General features: G+C 64.3%; 12 protein-coding genes. 6 read left to right on the top strand and 6 right to left on the bottom strand.

The genetic code is table 11. The features are described from left to right. Window positions 1-126: 126 nt before the first annotated feature. Both LFT46_RS17845 and LFT46_RS17840 read left to right on the top strand, forming a co-directional pair. Window positions 127-1740 carry an AMP-binding protein gene (locus tag LFT46_RS17845; protein WP_236820547.1) on the top strand — a complete coding sequence of 538 codons (1614 nt, stop codon included), beginning with the start codon at window positions 127-129 and terminating at the stop codon, window positions 1738-1740. Window positions 1741-1842: 102 nt separating this feature from the next. After that, window positions 1843-2028 carry a hypothetical protein gene (locus LFT46_RS17840; RefSeq protein ID WP_236799748.1) on the top strand — a complete coding sequence of 62 codons (186 nt, stop codon included), beginning with the start codon at window positions 1843-1845 and terminating at the stop codon, window positions 2026-2028. A 188-nt stretch (window positions 2029-2216) separates the two neighbouring features. Here LFT46_RS17840 and LFT46_RS17835 read toward each other — a convergent pair whose 3' ends face one another. Together LFT46_RS17835 and LFT46_RS17830 are read right to left on the bottom strand one after the other, a co-directional pair. Continuing rightward, on the bottom strand, window positions 2217-2516 hold the full coding sequence (locus tag LFT46_RS17835; protein WP_236799747.1) for an antibiotic biosynthesis monooxygenase family protein: 300 nt from the start codon (window positions 2514-2516) through the stop codon (window positions 2217-2219). Between the two features lie 36 nt (window positions 2517-2552). Further along, window positions 2553-3071 (bottom strand): GNAT family N-acetyltransferase, encoded by a 519-nt coding sequence (locus tag LFT46_RS17830; protein WP_236820546.1) that lies wholly within the window; start codon window positions 3069-3071, stop codon window positions 2553-2555. A 169-nt stretch (window positions 3072-3240) separates the two neighbouring features. Between LFT46_RS17830 and LFT46_RS17825 the strand changes: the two genes are divergently transcribed. Further along, on the top strand, window positions 3241-4440 hold the full coding sequence (locus LFT46_RS17825) for a GAF domain-containing sensor histidine kinase (RefSeq protein WP_236820545.1): 1200 nt from the start codon (window positions 3241-3243) through the stop codon (window positions 4438-4440). 70 nt (window positions 4441-4510) lie between these two features. Here LFT46_RS17825 and katG read toward each other — a convergent pair whose 3' ends face one another. Further along, window positions 4511-6805 (bottom strand): catalase/peroxidase HPI, encoded by a 2295-nt coding sequence (katG, locus tag LFT46_RS17820; RefSeq protein ID WP_236820544.1) that lies wholly within the window; start codon window positions 6803-6805, stop codon window positions 4511-4513. Between the two features lie 327 nt (window positions 6806-7132). On the opposite strand from katG, the gene LFT46_RS17815 reads away from it, so the two are divergent. Beyond that, window positions 7133-8224 (top strand): SDR family oxidoreductase, encoded by a 1092-nt coding sequence (locus LFT46_RS17815; RefSeq protein WP_236820543.1) that lies wholly within the window; start codon window positions 7133-7135, stop codon window positions 8222-8224. Here LFT46_RS17815 and LFT46_RS17810 read toward each other — a convergent pair. Next, a complete protein-coding gene (locus LFT46_RS17810; RefSeq protein WP_236799742.1) occupies window positions 8178-9413 on the bottom strand; it encodes an MFS transporter in 1236 nt (411 codons plus the stop codon). The genes LFT46_RS17815 and LFT46_RS17810 overlap by 47 nt on opposite strands. Window positions 9414-9640: 227 nt before the next feature. Here LFT46_RS17810 and LFT46_RS17805 point away from each other — a divergent pair, with 227 nt between their 5' ends. Beyond that, on the top strand, window positions 9641-11374 hold the full coding sequence (locus tag LFT46_RS17805; protein WP_236822073.1) for an ABC transporter ATP-binding protein: 1734 nt from the start codon (window positions 9641-9643) through the stop codon (window positions 11372-11374). Further along, window positions 11371-13398: an ABC transporter ATP-binding protein gene (locus LFT46_RS17800; RefSeq protein ID WP_272910809.1), complete on the top strand. Its 2028-nt coding sequence runs from the start codon at window positions 11371-11373 to the stop codon at window positions 13396-13398. The genes LFT46_RS17805 and LFT46_RS17800 overlap by 4 nt, the downstream gene beginning before the upstream one ends. Window positions 13399-13496: 98 nt before the next feature. On the opposite strand, the gene LFT46_RS17795 is transcribed toward LFT46_RS17800, so the two are convergent. Continuing rightward, window positions 13497-14588: a type I restriction endonuclease gene (locus tag LFT46_RS17795; RefSeq protein WP_236799740.1), complete on the bottom strand. Its 1092-nt coding sequence runs from the start codon at window positions 14586-14588 to the stop codon at window positions 13497-13499. Between the two features lie 472 nt (window positions 14589-15060). Beyond that, the gene (locus LFT46_RS17790; RefSeq protein ID WP_236799739.1) at window positions 15061-16437 is read right to left on the bottom strand and encodes an MFS transporter; all 1377 of its coding nucleotides are present in this window, start codon (window positions 16435-16437) and stop codon (window positions 15061-15063) included. Window positions 16438-16507: the final 70 nt, after the last annotated feature.

The raw sequence follows: 16507 nt of genomic DNA, 5'->3' as shown, positions 1-16507 counted from the left end.
CACCCTGCCGCGTCCCGCCGTCGTCCATCACCTGGGTGGCGCGCACGGCCCTACCCTGCAGTAGGTTTATGTCACTGCCCTTCAGGTGCCATTGCCCGTCAGGTCTCACTGTTCAAAGGAGAACGAATGTCCCGTCCGGTTCCACCCGTTGATGCCCTTCTTGCTACCTATGGTGCGGCAGACGCCTGCGCGGCCGACCTCCTGTGCGACAGCCATGACCCCAGCGCCGTCGCCTTCACCGTGGTTGCAGCCGATCTCACCGCGGAGGACATTACTTACGGCGAGCTCCGGGAGCGCTCGGAGCGGGGGGCCGCCGCCCTGGCGGAGCTGGGGATTGGCCCGGGCGACGCGGTGGCCACCCTGATGGGAAAGTCCGCGGACCTTGTGGTCATGCTCCTTGCCATTTGGCGGCGCGGAGCCGTCCACGTCCCACTGTTCACGGCATTCGCGTGGCCGGCCATCGAACTTCGCCTCACAGCTTCCGGCGCAAAGGCCGTGATTACCGACGCCGACCAGCGGGTGAAGATCCAGGAGACCGCGGCCGCAGTCGTGGTTGTAGGTGCAGAAGCAGCCCAGCCGGACCTGGCACTCACGCCGCTCCTGGCCAGGCAGCAGCCGGGTATCGCCTCCGAGGCTGTGGGTGGTGACGGTGCACTGGTGCTGATCTTTACGTCCGGAACCACGGGCGCCCCCAAGGGGGTACCGGTGCCGGTCAGGGCGTTGGCGGCGTTCCGCCAGTACGTCGAACTGGGCCTGGACGTCAGTGAAGAGGATGTTTTCTGGAACGCCGCAGACCCCGGCTGGGCGTACGGCCTGTACTACGGCATCCTCGGGCCCATGGCGGCGGGGCGGCGCAACCTCCTGCTGAATGCCGGATTCTCCCCGGAACTCAGCTTCAAAGTGTTGGAGGCATTTTCCGTCACCAACTTCGCGGCGGCTCCCACGGTGTACCGCACCATGCGCGCGAAAACCGAGCCCGGAACGGGCCCTTTCGGCCTTCGGCGTGCCTCGTCCGCCGGCGAACCGCTGACCCCGGAGGTGATCAGCTGGGCGCGGGAGGTACTGGGTGTTCCGGTGCGGGACCACTACGGACAGACCGAACACGGGATGATGATCATCAACGCCTGGCATGACGACGTACGGACAGAGCTGAGGCCGGGTTCCATGGGCCGGCCCCTCCCTGGATGGAGCTGCGCGGTGCTCAAGGACAACGCGGATGAACCGGCTGCGCCGGGTGAACTGGGCCGGGTTGCCGTCAACGTGGCCGAAAGTCCCATGATGTGGTTTAAGGGGTACCAGGACGCGCCGAAGAAGACCGCCGAAAGGTTCAGTCCGGACGGCAGGTGGTACCTGACCGGCGACGCGGGCATGGTGGACCAGGACGGCTTCTATTTCTTCTCCTCCCGGGATGACGACGTGATCATCATGGCCGGCTACCGGATCGGCCCGTTCGATGTGGAGAGTGTCCTGGCCACCCATCCGGCGGTCCTGGAAACTGCCGTGGTAGGTGCCCCGGACGAGCTGCGCGGCGAAGTACTGGAGGCCTACGTGGTCCTGGCGGAGGGAACCACGGGCAGTGATGCCCTGGTGGCCGAGCTCCAGACAATGGTCAAGACGCAGTTCGCCGCGCATGCCTATCCGCGCCGCATTCAGTTTGTAAAGGATCTGCCAAAGACGCCGTCGGGCAAGCTGCAACGCTACATCCTGAGGCAGCAGCGGGCCTCGGAGCTCGGCAAGTAGCAGGACAGGAAGGAACGACGGCGGGCAGAAACTTCCGGCCCTTCCGGAGCCTTTTGCTTTGGGGCCTGTTAGCGTGGAGGCCCAGCCACAGAAGGAGGAGCGATGACCATCAATTCACCTGATTCACTGCCCGAAGACGAGCCGCAGGAGGGCGCGGCAGCGGGCAAAGGCAATGCCGACGGCGGGATCCCCGGTGGGAAGGACGGCATCGGGATTTCCGATGGCGCCGCGCCGAACACTTTTGAACCTGAAGAGGACCCGGACGCTGCGGCCGATCCCGCCGACTAGCGGCGCGAAAATGACGGCTCAAGGTTGGATCAAGATTCGCCCAAGGTGTGGGGTTTTGGTCCAGGCCCAACCTACTGGCCGGTAATTTTTAAGTGCTTCCACGTCAGTTCCCCGGCAGGAAGCATTAGGAGCCCCCGCGCTGGAGCTAGACTCGCGCGGGGGCTCCCCCCAAAACTGTTGCTTTGGTTTTAGTTGGCGAATTTCACCGGATTGAAGTGCTCAACCACCGGAAACGGCTCGTAGAAGCGGTGCAGCAGCGTGCGCCACTGCTGGTATTCGGGAGATTCGCGGAAACCTACCGTGTGGTCCTCCAACGACTCCCATTCGACGAGGAGCAAATAGGTGTTGGGGGTTTCGACTGATCGGGACAGGGACAGCGAGACGAAGCCCGGCATGGAAGCAATGATGGGGCGGGCCTGCTTAAAAGCGGCTTCAAATTCCTCTTCCCGGCCCGCAACGACAGGCAGAAGCGCATGTTCAGTGATCACCGGCCAAGTCTGGCAGATGGGCGCGCCCACGCCCCGCTAATCGGTGCTGATCCAGTACCGGCGCTTGCCGTTGCGGGTGTCCTCGTACTGGCCGCCGTTCTTCTCGATGGTTCCCCGGGAGCCGGCGTTGTCCTCATCGCAGGTCAGCAGGACTCGCTCGATCCCCAGCGCCCGTGCCAGGGGAAGTGCGTCAGCCAGCGCCTTTGCGGCGTGGCCGCGGCGTCTCGCCGAGGGCCTGACGCTGTAGCCGATGTGCCCGCCTTCGTTGAGGAGGTAATGGTTCAACTCATGGCTGATGGCGAGGGATCCAACGAAAGTGCCGCCGTCGACCATCCAAAGGTAGGTGCAGGGCACGTAACCCGGCTTCCGCTCAGTCTCCGGCAGGGCATCTTTGACCAGGGCGTCGACGAAGCGGGCAAACACGCGCGGATCCTTGAGTTCTTCCAGCGACCAATCTTCGGCGCCTGCCCCGTCCAGGTGGGCTCCTTGAGACTCCGCCGTTCCCTCCAGCCAGGAGGAGTGGAGGGCAGGGTTCGGGACGATGAGTTGAGCCATCCCAGAATCCTATGCCGCCGCTGGGGAACACTTGTTGCCGGGAAACGATGCCCCGGCGCCACCTGCTCGCGGACGTTGCCCATGGCCGGTACTATCGGCCCGGGACCCATTTCGCGGTCAGGAAGGGGGACGATTAGTGGGCGGCACTCACTCAACAACGGCGGCTCTCATGGAACCGGTTGGGCGGGACGGGTTACTGCGGGACTACGGCTTGGCCACCCGGATCGACGAGGCCCCGCTGGTCAACGCTCCTGAACTGTCCGGCGAGCCCCTTGAGAATCTCGTCGAGCTCGCCACCAGACTCTGCGGCGTGCCGTACGGGGTGATCAACGTTGTCACGTCCGACGAGCAGCGCCAGGTGGCCGCCGTCGGAATTGATGCCGGTATTTGTTCCCGGCAGGACTCCATGTGCTCCAAGGTCTTCCTTTCGGGGGAGGCCACCGTGGTTCCGGATGCCTCCATTGATCCGCGCTTCGCGGCTAACCCGTTTGTGACCGGGGAGATCGCCGCCGTCCGGTTCTATGCGTCCGTGCCGCTGGAGACGGCGTCTGGGTTCGTCATCGGGTCCTTGTGCGTCTTCTCCAATTCGAGTGCCTCGCCCACCGATGAACAGCAGGAAATGCTGGAAATCCTGGCCCGCCAGGCGGTGCAGCTGCTCGAACTCCAGCGGCGCACCCTGCAGTTGAACAGCGCCCTTGAAGAACTGCGGGAAAGCAACGCCAAGCTGGCGGAATTTGCCGGGCGCGTCAGCCATGACCTGCGCAGCCCCCTCACCACCATTCTGGGTTACGTGGAGTTGGGCGAAGACGATGTGGAAAGCGACCACCCCGCTGCGGAATACCTTCAACTCATCGGCGCCAGCGGCAACAGGATGCTGGCCATGCTGGAGGACGTACTGCATTACTCACGCATGGGCGGAGGCCTTCAGCGCCAGCGTGTTTCCCTGCAGGAAGTAGCGTCCGAAGTGGCCGGCGATCTGGGCCTGTCCTATGGGGCCGACGGTGTCCTGGACAGCGAGGACTTGAAGCTCCATGTGGACCATGGCCAGCTGCGCATCCTGCTGCAGAACCTGGTAGCCAATGCCGTGAATTACCAGAGCCCCGACCGGGACCTCAAGGTGCGGATCAGCGGGATCTCGAACTGTCACGGAGCCACTGTCCTGGTGGCGGACAACGGCAAGGGCATAGCGCCTGCGGACAGGCAGCGGGTACTGGAACCTTTGGTCCGGCTGCACCGGGAAGGGGATGGGCAGGGATCCGGCCTTGGCCTGGCCATCTGCCGCCGCATAGTCGAAGCACACGGCGGTGAGCTGACGCTTAAGGAGACCCCGGGCGGGGGAACCACCGCGGTGATCAGCTTCCCCGGCTGACCAGTTTGGGATTTTAACTAGTCCGGGCCGGCCGCAGAGTGCGGCCGGCCCGGAGCTTGCGTCAAACGGATTAGTTCAGGTCGAAGCGGTCCAGCTCCATGACCTTGGTCCAGGCAGCCACGAAGTCGTTCACGAACTTCTCCCGGGCGTCCTCGCTCGCGTACACCTCAGCCAGTGCGCGCAGCTGCGAGTTGGAACCGAAGACCAGGTCCACGGGGGTGGCGGTCCATTTCAGCTCACCGGTGGCAACGTCGGTGATGTCGTAGACGTCCTCCTCCGACTCGGAGGCTTTCCACTTGGTGCCCGGCGAGAGCAGGTTGACGAAGAAGTCGTTCGTCAGGACCTGCGGCTGGTCCGTGAGCACGCCATGGTTGGAACCGCCCACGTTGGTGCCCAGCGCACGCATGCCGCCCAGCAGTACCGTCATTTCCGGTGCCGAGAGGTCCAGCATGTACGCCTTGTCCAGCAGGAGGGTTTCCGGCGGAAGCTTCAGCCCGGGGCGCAGGTAGTTGCGGAACCCGTCGGCGCGCGGCTGCAGGTACTGGAAGGATTCGACGTCGGTCTGCTCCTGTGCTGCGTCCGTGCGGCCCGGACGGAACGGCACCGTGACGGGGAACCCGGCGTCGGCTGCTGCCTTTTCCACGGCGGCGGCGCCGCCCAGCACAATCAGGTCCGCGAGGGAAACCTTCTTGCCGCCGGACTGTGCCGCGTTGAACTCCTCCTGCACCCGCTCAAGCACCGGAAGTACAGCAGCCAGCTGCTCGGGCTCGTGTGCCTCCCAGCTGCGCTGCGGCTCCAGACGGATCCGCGCACCGTTGGCACCACCGCGCCGGTCCGTCTTGCGGTAGGTCGCCGCGGATGCCCAGGCCGTGCCGGCCAGCTGCGGGACGGTCAGGCCGGAGTCGAGGAGTTTCGCCTTCAACTGGGCGATGTCCTGCTCGTCGATCAGGTCATGGTCGACGGCGGGAACGGGGTCCTGCCACAGCTGCGGTTCCGGAACCCACGGGCCCAGCATGTGCGGGCCAACGGGGCCCATGTCGCGGTGCAACAGCTTGTACCAGGCCTTGGCGAAGGCCAGTGCGAATTCGTCCGGGTTTTCCAGGAAGCGCCGGCCGATCTTCTCGTAGGTGGGGTCGAAGCGCAGCGACAGGTCTGTGGTCAGCATCGTGGGGCGGTGCTTTTTGTTGGGGTCGTGCGCGTCCGGGATGATTTCAGGGCCGTCCTTGGCAACCCACTGGTGGGCGCCGCCGGGGCTCTTGACCAGTTCCCACTCGTACTCGAACAGGATCTCCAGGAAGCGGTTGCTCCACTGGGTAGGAACGTCCGTCCAGGTGACCTCCAGGCCGGAGGTGATGGTGTCGCCGCCCTTGCCGCTGCCATAGGTGCTGAGCCAGCCAAGGCCCTGCGCCTCAAGATTGGCGCCCTCAGGCTCGGGGCCCACGTGCGCATCGGCGGGGCCGGCGCCGTGGGTCTTGCCGAAGGTGTGGCCGCCGGCGATCAGCGCAAAGGTCTCCTCGTCATTCATCGCCATGCGCTTGAAGGTCTCGCGGATGAAGGCCGCGGCGGCCACTGGGTCCGGGTTGCCCATGGGGCCTTCGGGGTTGACGTAGATGAGGCCCATCTCGGTGGAACCCACCTCGTCGGACATCTGGCCTTCGCCGACGTACCGCTCATCGCCGAGCCACGCGTCCTCAGGTCCCCAGAAGATCTGCTCCGGCTCCCAGACGTCCTCGCGGCCAAAGGCGAAGCCGAACGTCTTGAAGCCCATTGACTCCAGGGCAACGTTGCCCGCGAGGACCAGCAGGTCGGCCCAGGAGAGCTTCTGGCCGTACTTCTGCTTGACCGGCCACAGCAGCCGCCGGGCCTTGTCCAGGTTGGCGTTGTCCGGCCAGCTGTTCAGCGGCGCGAACCGCTGGCTGCCGTCCCCTGCGCCGCCGCGGCCGTCGTGGACGCGGTAGGTGCCGGCGGCATGCCAGCTCATGCGGATCATCAGGCCGCCGTAATGGCCGAAGTCCGCCGGCCACCAGTCCTGGGAGGTGGTGAGGACCTCAGTGATGTCCCGCTTCAGTGCGTCAACGTCGAGCTTCTGGAATTCCTCGCGGTAGCTGAAGGAGGGGCCCAGCGGGTTGCTTGCCTGGCCGTGGGTGTGCAGGACGGAGAGGTCCAGCTGGTTGGGCCACCAGTCCTGGTTGGTCCGCGGGCGGTGCCCCTTGGGCTGCGGGGAATCGATCGCCGGGTTTTCACTCTCACTGCCCTGGGCGGTGGCACTGCCATGGGCCACCGGGCACCCGCCCTCAACCTTCTGGTCCAGGCCCTGGGCGCTCCCGGGAGTGGGGACCGGAGGATGGTCTTGGGGTTCGGTCATGTGCTTTTTCCTTCCGTTGGGCCGAGGCCGCGGTTGGACTCGGGCAGCCGGTGCAACCCTCCTATTTGAACATGGACCTGTGACAGCGCAAGTCACGCCTACGCCGTGGGTGAAACCGCTGGTCATCGTCCCCGCGGAACCCACCTGGCAAAGACACTTGTGAAGCTGTTGGCGGGCAGGGATGGAATATCCGTCGGACGCTGCGGCTTGTCGCCAGTGGGCCGTCTTTGCCCCGTGTCCCGGCGTGACGCAGCGCGCGGGCCTCCGCCAGAGCGTGAGGCCGTGCTGACGCGCGGACACACCAGCACCTAAACCAAGAGGAGCACTATGACCATCGGATCAGGAACAGCAGCGGGCAGCGGCCGGAGAGCCCTGGTAGTAGGGGCCACCGGTATTGCAGGCTCCGCCCTGGTGGACACCTTGGTTGGTGAAGGCTGGGAGGTCCTCGCTTTGTCCCGCAGGCCCGGACCCGAGCGTTCCGGCGTCAAGTGGCTTTCTGCCGACCTGACCTCAGCTGACTCCCTGGCAGCTGCGCTTGCTCCGGAGAACCCCTCCCATGTGTTCTTCACGGCCTGGTCGCGGCGCGCCACTGAGGAAGAGAACATCGCCGTCAACGCCGCCATGCTGCGGGATCTACTCGCCGCACTGCGGGGCAAGAAGGTGGCGCACGTTGCCCTCATGACCGGGCTCAAGCACTACCTCGGACCCTTCGAGGCCTATGCCGCCGGTGAAATGCCGGACACGCCGTTCCACGAGGAGGAGCCCCGCCTTCCGGTGCGGAACTTCTATTACGCCCAGGAAGACGAGCTGTGGGCCGCAGCCGAGGAGCAGGGGTTCACCTGGTCCGTGCACCGTGCACACACCGTAATCGGCCACGCCGTGGGCAACGCCATGAATATGGGCCTCACGCTCGCCGCGCAGGCCACCCTGTGCCGGGACAGCGGGCAGCCATTCGTCTTCCCGGGATCCGAAACCCAGTGGAACGGCCTCACCGACATGACCGATGCGGGCCTGCTCGCCGAGCACATGCTCTGGGCCGCCACCACTCCCGCGGCCGCCAATGAGGCCTTCAACATCGTCAACGGTGACGTGTTCCGCTGGCGGTGGATGTGGCCCCAGCTCGCCGCCTACTTCGGAGTGGAGTGGGAGGGATACCAGGGGGAGCCCCGTCCGCTCGAAGGGTCCATGGCGGGGCGGGAGGACCAGTGGGGGCGGATTGCCGCGGAGAACAACCTTCGTGAACCGGACCTGGACCGGGTGGCGTCCTGGTGGCACACCGATGACGACCTGGGGCGGAACATCGAGGTGGTGACGGACATGGGCAAGAGCAGGGATGCAGGCTTTACGGGCTACCGGCGGACGCTGGACGCCTTTACCTCACTGTTTGACCGCTACCGCGCCGAGAATCTGATTCCTTGATCACCCGGTCGCGGCCGGCCAGCAGGCCCATCAGTGCCAGCACCGCCATGGCGCCGGCGGTGGCGAGCAGTGGAAGCGTCCACTCCGCGGTGGCGTCGTGGAGTGCGCCGAACACCACAGGCCCCGCGGCGCCAAGCGCGTAACCCACGGATTGGGCCATGCCGGACAGCGATGCTGCCTGCGGGTGGTTCACGGTCCGAAGGCTGAAGAGCGACAGGGCAATGACGATGAGGCTCCCGCACCCCAAAGCACCCAGGACAACCCACAGCAGGATGAGTTCCGGCGCCAGGGCCAGACCGAGGAAGGTCACGAACACCAACATCCCGCTGGCAAAGGAAACCAGCCGTTGGTCTGATCCCCGGTGCAGGACACCGCCCGTCCCCAGGCTGGCGAACACGCTGATCAGCAGGAAAACGGATAGGTGCAGGCCAGCAGTGGTGGCGGGGATCCCACGGCTTTGCTCGATGGTGGGCAACCAGGCCATGAGGACGTAGAAGGCAATGGACTGCAGCCCCATGAAGGCGGTCACCTGCCAGCCCAGGGCTGAACCCCAGGGCGACCGGTAGGCGGCGTCGGGCTTTCCCGATTGCCGCGTGCCTGCCGTGTGCCGGCGAAGCCAGGGCAGGAGCACGGCCATGGCGATGAGGGCCAGCCCCGCCCAGACTCCCAGGGCGAGCCGCCATCCTGCCGGGGAGGTCTGTGCCACGGGTACGACGACGGCGGCCCCCACCGCTGCGAAGGCGGCCTGGGCAGCGGTGTAGCTTCCGGTGACCTGGCTGACCCGCAACGGAAAGTCGCGTTTAACGAGGGAGGGCACCAGGACATTGAGGAAGGCAATGGCCACGCCGATCAGGATTGTGCCGGCCCAAATAAAGCCGGGCACGGGCAAAGAGCGAAGCACGATGCCCGAAGCGAGGATCAGCAAGGACACCCACATTGCCCGGTCCAGTCCCAGGCGTGAAGCGAATCCGGGGGCCCATGGCGAGAAGACCGCGAAGGCGATAAGCGGGAGCCCGGTGAGGAAACCTGCTGCGGCACTGGACAGGCCAAGATCGCTGCTGATATTGACCAGGACCGGCCCCACGCTGACAAAGGACACCCGTAGGTTGACGGCGATGAGCAGGACGCCGATGAAGGCCATTCCGAATCTCGCAGTGCGGTGTGGGGCGTTTTGTGTGGCGGCAGGCATCGTTGGTTCTTCCATCATTCGGTGAGGTGGCGCGTTCTTGGCGCCCTTTCAGTTCTCTTTCACTGACGTACCCACCGGCGCCCCCGAATCTCCCGCCGGGCCGATGAATACGCCGTGGGAGAACTGCCGTTTTTCCCAGTCAACTGGCAGGATCAACGGCCCTTTCCGGACGTACACTGACCTTCGCACCACGTTTGTGGACACTCCGTCAGGTGAGGGCTCTGCCTATGCTCTGGAAGTTGCTTGTCGAATACCTCCGGCCGCACCGGCCGCTGCTGGCCGCCGTCGTGGTTTTCCAGCTGGCGCAATCCATCGCGTCGCTGTACCTGCCCACGCTGAATGCGGACATCATCGACCAGGGCGTGGCCCGGGGCGATACCGGCTACATCCTGTCCACGGGCAGCATCATGCTGCTGGTCACGCTGGCGCAGATCGCCTGCGCCGTCGTGGCCGTGTACTTCGGCGCCAAGGCTGCCATGGGCTTGGGGCGGGACCTGCGGGGCGCCATCTTTGAACGGGTGGGGCAGTTCTCCGAGCAGGAAGTCACCCGTTTCGGCGCCCCCAGCCTCATCACCCGCTCCACCAACGACGTCCAGCAGGTGCAGCAACTGGTGCTGGTGTCCGCCACGCTCATGGTTGCCGCGCCCATGCTCAGCATCGGCGGCGTGATCATGGCCATCCGGCAGGACGCCCAACTCTCGTGGCTCATTGCCGTATGCGTCCCGGTGCTGCTGATCGCCGTCGGCCTTATCGTCACGCGGATGGTGCCGCTGTTCCGCAAGATGCAGGCCCGGATCGACACCGTGAACCGTGTGCTGCGCGAGCAGCTCACCGGCATCCGCGTGGTGCGGGCGTTCGTGCGCGAGGACGTGGAGACGGAGCGGTTCGCCGGCGCCAACACCGACGTCACCGACGTTGCCCTCCGCGCCGGCCGGCTGATGGCCCTGATGTTCCCCACGGTGATGCTGGTCCTGAACGTTTCCAGCGTGGCGGTGATCTGGTTCGGGTCGTTCCGGATCGAGGACGGGTCCATGCAGGTGGGCACCCTGATCGCGTTCCTGAGCTACCTGATGCAGATCCTGATGTCCGTCATGATGGCTACCTTCATGGCGGTGATGATCCCGCGCGCATCCGTGTCCGCTGACCGGATCGGGGAGGTGCTGGGCACCAGTTCAAGCGTCCTGCCACCGGAGAAGCCGGTCACCAGCGCGGTCCGGCGGGGTGAGCTTGAAATGCGCGACGTCGGATTCGCCTACCCGGGTGCCGAGCATCCGGTGCTGCAGGGCATCAGTTTCACGGCCCGTGCGGGGGAGACAACGGCGATCATCGGCAGCACCGGTTCGGGCAAGACCACCTTGGTGAACCTGATGCCGCGGCTCTTCGACGTCACCTCCGGGGCGGTGCTGATGGACGGCGTGGATGTCCGGGACCTGGACCCTGACCTGCTGTGGGGGCACATCGGCCTGGTGCCGCAGAAGCCCTACCTGTTCACCGGAACCGTCCGCAGCAACCTACTGTATGGCAATCCGGATGCCACGGAGGAGGAGCTGTGGTCCGCGCTTGAGATCGCGCAGGCCCGGGACTTCGTGGAGCGGATGGAGGAGGGGCTGGACGCGCCTATTTCGCAGGGCGGCACGAACGTTTCGGGTGGCCAGCGGCAGCGGCTGGCAATCGCACGTGCCCTGGTGAAGCGGCCCGAGCTGTACATCTTTGACGATTCCTTCTCATCCCTGGACACCGGCACGGACGCCCGGCTGCGCCAGGCGCTCAAGCGCAACATCGCGGGGGCCACCATGGTGGTCATCGCCCAGCGCGTGTCCAGCATCGTTGATGCGGACCAGATACTAGTGCTCGACGACGGCAGGATCGTCGCGCACGGAACGCACCACGAGCTGCTGGAAAGTTCCGATACGTACCGCGAAATTGTTTCGTCCCAGCTGGCAGCGGAGGAGACGGTATGAGCCACGGACCCGCTCCCGAGCGCGGCACCAAAGCCGGGCCCGCCGCCGGACCCGGCCAGGCCGCCGTCGTACGCATCCCAAGGCCGCGCGGCGGCCCCGGCCACGGCGGACCTTTTGCCGGGATGAACGTCCCGGCCGAGAAGGCGATGAACTTCAGCGGTTCCGCCAAGCGGCTGTTGGGTACGCTGCGGCCGGAACGGTTCTGGCTGATGCTGGTGCTGCTCATGGCCGTTGCGGGCGTAGTGCTGCAGGTGATCGGGCCGAGGCTGCTGGGCGAGGGCACCAACCTGATTTTCGCCGGCGTGGTGTCCAAGCAGCTGCCGCCGGGGATGACGCAGGCGCAGCTGATTGCCATGCTGCGGGCGTCGGGGGAGAACCAGAAGGCGGACATGCTCAGCGCCATGACGCTGACGCCCGGTGCGGGGATCGACTTTGGCGCGCTGGCCGGCGTGCTGACATGGGCGCTGGTGCTGTATGTGCTGGGATCGGCGTTCATGTGGGGGACGGCGTATGTGCTGAACGGCGTAGTGCAGCGGACGGTCTTTGGGCTGCGCGAGCAGATTGAGGCGAAGATCAACCGGCTGCCGCTGCGGTACTTCGACTCGATCCAGCGCGGCGAGCTGCTCAGCCGGGTGACCAACGATGTGGACAACATCTCGCAGAGCCTGCAGCAGTCCATCAGCCAGGCGGTGACATCGGTGCTGACGGTGCTGGGCGTGCTGGTCATGATGTTCATCCTGTCGCCCACGCTGGCGCTGATAGCGCTGGTGACCATTCCGCTGACGCTCGGGATCACCACGCTGATTGCCAAGCGCTCGCAGAAGCTGTTTGTTCAGCAGTGGACCAATACCGGCGAGCTCAACGGGCAGATCGAGGAGACCTACACTGGACATGCGCTGGTGAAGGTGTTCGGGCGGCAGCGCGAGGTGGGGGAGCGGTTCCGGCAGAAGAACGCGGAGCTGTATGAGGCGAGCTTCGGGGCGCAGTTCATTTCCGGGCTGATCATGCCGGCCATGACGTTCATCGGGAACCTGGTGTACGTGGGGATCGCCGTCGTGGGCGGGCTGCAGGTGGCCTCCGGGGCGATGCAGCTGGGAGATGTGCAGGCGTTCATCCAGTACTCGCGGCAGTTCACGCAGCCGCTGGCGCAGCTGGGGTCGATGGCCAACCTACTGCAGTCCGGGGTGGCGTCTGCAGAGCGGGTGTTTGAGCTGCTGGATACGGAGGAGCAGTCGGCGGACCCTGCCGGGGCTTCGTTGCAGAGCCCGGACGGTGCTTCGCGGGGGCGCCTGGTTTTTGAGGACGTGTCCTTCTCGTATTCGCAGGACAAGCCGCTGATTACTGGGCTTTCCTTGGTGGCGGAGCCCGGGCAGACGGTAGCCATTGTGGGGCCCACTGGGGCGGGCAAGACCACGCTGGTGAACCTGATGATGCGGTTCTACGAGCTCGATGGCGGCCGGATCACTCTGGACGGCGTCGACATCACCACCATGACCCGCCACGACCTGCGCTCGCGGATGGGGATGGTGCTGCAGGATACGTGGCTGTTCGGCGGGACCATCCGGGACAACATCGCGTACGGCCGGCCTACGGCTTCTTCCTCCGAGGTTCTGGAGGCAGCGCGGGCGACGTACGTGGACCGGTTCGTGAAGTCCCTGCCCGACGGGTACGACACCGTGCTGGACGACGAAGGTTCCAACGTGTCCGCCGGTGAGAAGCAGCTGCTGACGATTGCGCGGGCGTTCCTGGCACAGCCTTCGGTGCTGATTCTTGACGAGGCGACGTCCTCCGTGGATACCCGGACCGAGGTGCTGGTGCAGAAGGCCATGAGTGCTTTGAGGTCTGACCGGACGTCATTTGTGATCGCGCACCGCCTGTCCACGATCCGCGACGCCGACCTCATCCTGGTGATGGAGGCTGGCCAGATCGTGGAGCAGGGGACGCACGCTTCACTGCTCGCCGCCGGCGGGGCTTACGCGCGGCTCTACGAGGCCCAGTTCGCGGCGCCGGTGGCGGAGGTTTAGATCTTGGCCAGCCTACTCATCGTTATGAAAGTATTGGGCTCCGCTCTACTGGTGCTGGCATAACGACTGGGAGTCGGTAAACGTCAACTCGGGCCTGGTCACAGGTAGCTCTTCACAGTCGCTCGAAGTGCTTCGGTATGCTCGTAGATCTCCTCCAGCGAGTTGATGGGCACCCGAGTCTCTTCTTTGCTGTCATTGAATATGCCCAAGTACTTCTGCATCCGGTTGAAGTGGAGGCGGGCAATGGGCTTGCGGTTGTTGTCATCGAGCAGCACCGCAAAATACGACTTCGCGTCGCGTTGCGCCACCCGTGCCGGCTTTACCTCGCTGCAGACGATGGCCCGCACAATTTGGTAGCCCTCGATTTCCTCAAGTGTTGTCTCCAAGGCGTCGGCCTCAGCGAGATCGGCTTCGGCAACGGGGGTGCTGGTGACCGCGGCCGGAACCATGGTGTCGTCAGTTTGCGGGAACCCAGGGTTGCCCAAGGCCTTCTTCAGTCGCTCATTCACCTGGTCATTAAGGAATTGCTTGGTGGCCTTCCCAACCAGCGTTGTGAACTGCTCCCGAACCTTCTGCGTGTAAGGTCCGGAGTAGACCCTCGCTGTGAGGAACTTGACCCATTCATCTTCAGGTTCCTTGAACTGTGCAGCCAGTGTTCGTTTCAGCTCGCCGATGTATTTCAATTCACCGGCTGCGCTGATGATCGAGTCCAAGTCGAAGACATCCTTGGACAGTTTCTGCAGTTCGGGGATCAGGGACTGGTCGATGTCGTTCAAATCCAGCACGAGGAATGGTTTCGCATCCATTCGGTTAGGTGCGTCCAGATCCGTGAAGAACTGGTAGACCTCGCCGTTGGTGAGAATGGCGATTCGCGCATTTGTGACAGCAAAGTACCGGAAAAGCTGCGATGCGTGCTCGATCTTGACCGGCTCAGTAGACTTCTTGCACTCGATCAGGATCTGGACTTCGCCATCTTTTACGATGGCATAGTCGATCTTCTCACCCTTCTTGAGGCCCACGTCCGCGACGAATTCCGGGACGACTTCGAGTGGATTGAAGACGTCATAGCCAAGAATCGTCGAAATGAAAGGCATCACGAAGGCATTCTTCGTTGCCTCTTCCGTTTGGATAACACCCCGCTGCTGGCGTACCTTTGCGGCCAACGCTGAAAGTTTTTCTGCAAATTCCATGTCTTACCCCCATTGAGGCCCTACGCGGACACAGCTTCGTGTCCGGCGGCAGCTTGAAGTTGATTAAGCAAAACCTACATCTGATCGGCGACATATACACGTAACCGCTCGATGGCTTCGTCATGCTGCAAGTGTCCCCAACGGGAATTATCCGAGCAGACGGAGAAATTAGATCGCCTTCCGCTCGTTGCAAGCCGCCCAACAGGGAGCTGTAATTCACGCAGTGCCAGAAACCCCGGCGCGAACTTTGCGATCACGGTGGACAGCAGGAACGATGCCCTGATGGCAAGCCCTCCTGGCCACAGTGTCTACCCAAATGGGACGGCAGCCCTCCAGCTCCCGATCCACATCTAGAGCGAGGGTGGGGCCACCCGCGCCGCAATCAACAAGGGGAGAGCGGGGTATTAGCCTCCTCCGGTATAACGAAAGCGGGCGACGGCGGGAATCTTCCGCCGTCGCCCGCTTCGTCGACTTAGAACGCGTCGGCCTCCGAATTGAGGTCCCGGCCCCTGGTTTCGGGGGCGAAGAACCCTGCTGCAATACCGATCGCGGCATAAGCCATGAGGATTCCGGCTACCGGGATCCACCCCGGCCCGGTCGCAGCAACGACGCTGGCTGCGATGATGGGGCCGAGACCGCCGGACAGGACGGCGCCGATTTCCTTGACAGTTGTCATGAAAGAGAAGCGGCGCTTGGACCCGAACATTTCAACCAGCCAGGTCGACTCCACGCCGTACAGGTTCGGCAGCGGACCGCCAACGAAGATAACAAAGACCAAGGCCACCAATATGGGGTTACGCGTTTCGATCATCAGCATCGCGGGAATGGTGAAGGCGAACTGGAACCCCGAGAGCCAGAGCCAAACTTTGCGCCGGCCAAACCGGTCTGTGAGCTTCCCGGTCAGCAAGACTGTTACGACGCCCAGCACGGAGCCGAGTGTTACACCGGTAGTGACCAGGTTTGCATCCATCTTCACTACCGAAACCGTCCAGCCGATAAGGAAGCCCTTGACGAGGTAGACCGAACCGTTTTCGCCGAGCTTGATGCCCAGTGAGACGAGGAAGGCCTTCTTTGAATCTGCAGCGTCACGCCAAATGCTTTGCTGCCGGGCCTCAAGACGGGCCGCCGCACGCCGCGCCTTGACGGCCTCGAAGACCGGTGACTCGCTCACGCTCCGCCGCAAATACAGCGCCACAAGAGTGGTACCGACGCTCAGCAGGAAGGGGATACGCCATCCCCAAGCGAGGAAGTCGTCCTTGGGCATCTGCGAGAGCAGCAGCCACAGTCCGCTGGCCAACAGCACTCCGGTCGCCGTTCCGAGTGCCACCACTGCGCCATAAAAGCCGCGCTTACTGGAAGGAGCGGATTCCACCAGCAGCAGCGAGGCCCCCGAGAGCTCCGCGCCCGCGCCGAATCCCTGGATAAGCCGCAGGAGCACCAGGAGGATCGGGGCCATGATGCCGATCTGGGCGAATGTGGGCAGCAGGCCCATTCCCAGGGTGGCGATACCCATCATCCCTACGGTGATGACCAGGACGGATTTCCGCCCATACTTGTCGCCAAGGTAGCCGAAGTAGATTCCGCCCAGGGGCCGGACGAGAAACCCGGAACCGAACGCGGCAAAGCTCGCCATCAATGCCATCGCCGGGTCCGTATTGGGGAAGAAGAGCGGCCCGAAGACCAGCGCTGCTGCGAGGGTGTAGAGCGTAAAGTCCATGTATTCCAGGGCGGAACCAAGGAAGGACGAGATAGAGGTGCGGCGCAGTTCAGCCGGCGTCACCTGCAGCTCCGACGCCAAGCCCTGCGGGTCAGCGTCGGCATATGTGAGATTGGGGTTTTCTGTGCTCATTGAGTTTCTCCCTCGGGAAGAGCCTGTAGGCAGGCCGGGACGCAAACGTCGTTGTTCGGATGGTGGTGCA

Origin of the sequence: Arthrobacter sp. FW306-07-I, assembly GCF_021800405.1 — a bacterium.
GTDB lineage: Bacteria > Actinomycetota > Actinomycetes > Actinomycetales > Micrococcaceae > Arthrobacter.
This window is presented reverse-complemented; position numbering and strand designations above follow the sequence as displayed.

Bases quoted from the DNA above. Each gene is read 5' to 3' on its own strand.
- LFT46_RS17845 (WP_236820547.1), top strand. From the start codon at position 127: ATGTCCCGTCCGGTTCCACCCGTTGATGCCCTTCTTGCTACCTATGGT.
- LFT46_RS17840 (WP_236799748.1), top strand. From the start codon at position 1,843: ATGACCATCAATTCACCTGATTCACTGCCCGAAGACGAGCCGCAGGAG.
- LFT46_RS17830 (WP_236820546.1), bottom strand. From the start codon at position 3,071: ATGGCTCAACTCATCGTCCCGAACCCTGCCCTCCACTCCTCCTGGCTG.
- LFT46_RS17825 (WP_236820545.1), top strand. From the start codon at position 3,241: ATGGAACCGGTTGGGCGGGACGGGTTACTGCGGGACTACGGCTTGGCC.
- katG (WP_236820544.1), bottom strand. From the start codon at position 6,805: ATGACCGAACCCCAAGACCATCCTCCGGTCCCCACTCCCGGGAGCGCC.
- LFT46_RS17815 (WP_236820543.1), top strand. From the start codon at position 7,133: ATGACCATCGGATCAGGAACAGCAGCGGGCAGCGGCCGGAGAGCCCTG.
- LFT46_RS17810 (WP_236799742.1), bottom strand. From the start codon at position 9,413: ATGCCTGCCGCCACACAAAACGCCCCACACCGCACTGCGAGATTCGGA.
- LFT46_RS17805 (WP_236822073.1), top strand. From the start codon at position 9,641: ATGCTCTGGAAGTTGCTTGTCGAATACCTCCGGCCGCACCGGCCGCTG.
- LFT46_RS17800 (WP_272910809.1), top strand. From the start codon at position 11,371: ATGAGCCACGGACCCGCTCCCGAGCGCGGCACCAAAGCCGGGCCCGCC.
- LFT46_RS17795 (WP_236799740.1), bottom strand. From the start codon at position 14,588: ATGGAATTTGCAGAAAAACTTTCAGCGTTGGCCGCAAAGGTACGCCAG.
- LFT46_RS17790 (WP_236799739.1), bottom strand. From the start codon at position 16,437: ATGAGCACAGAAAACCCCAATCTCACATATGCCGACGCTGACCCGCAG.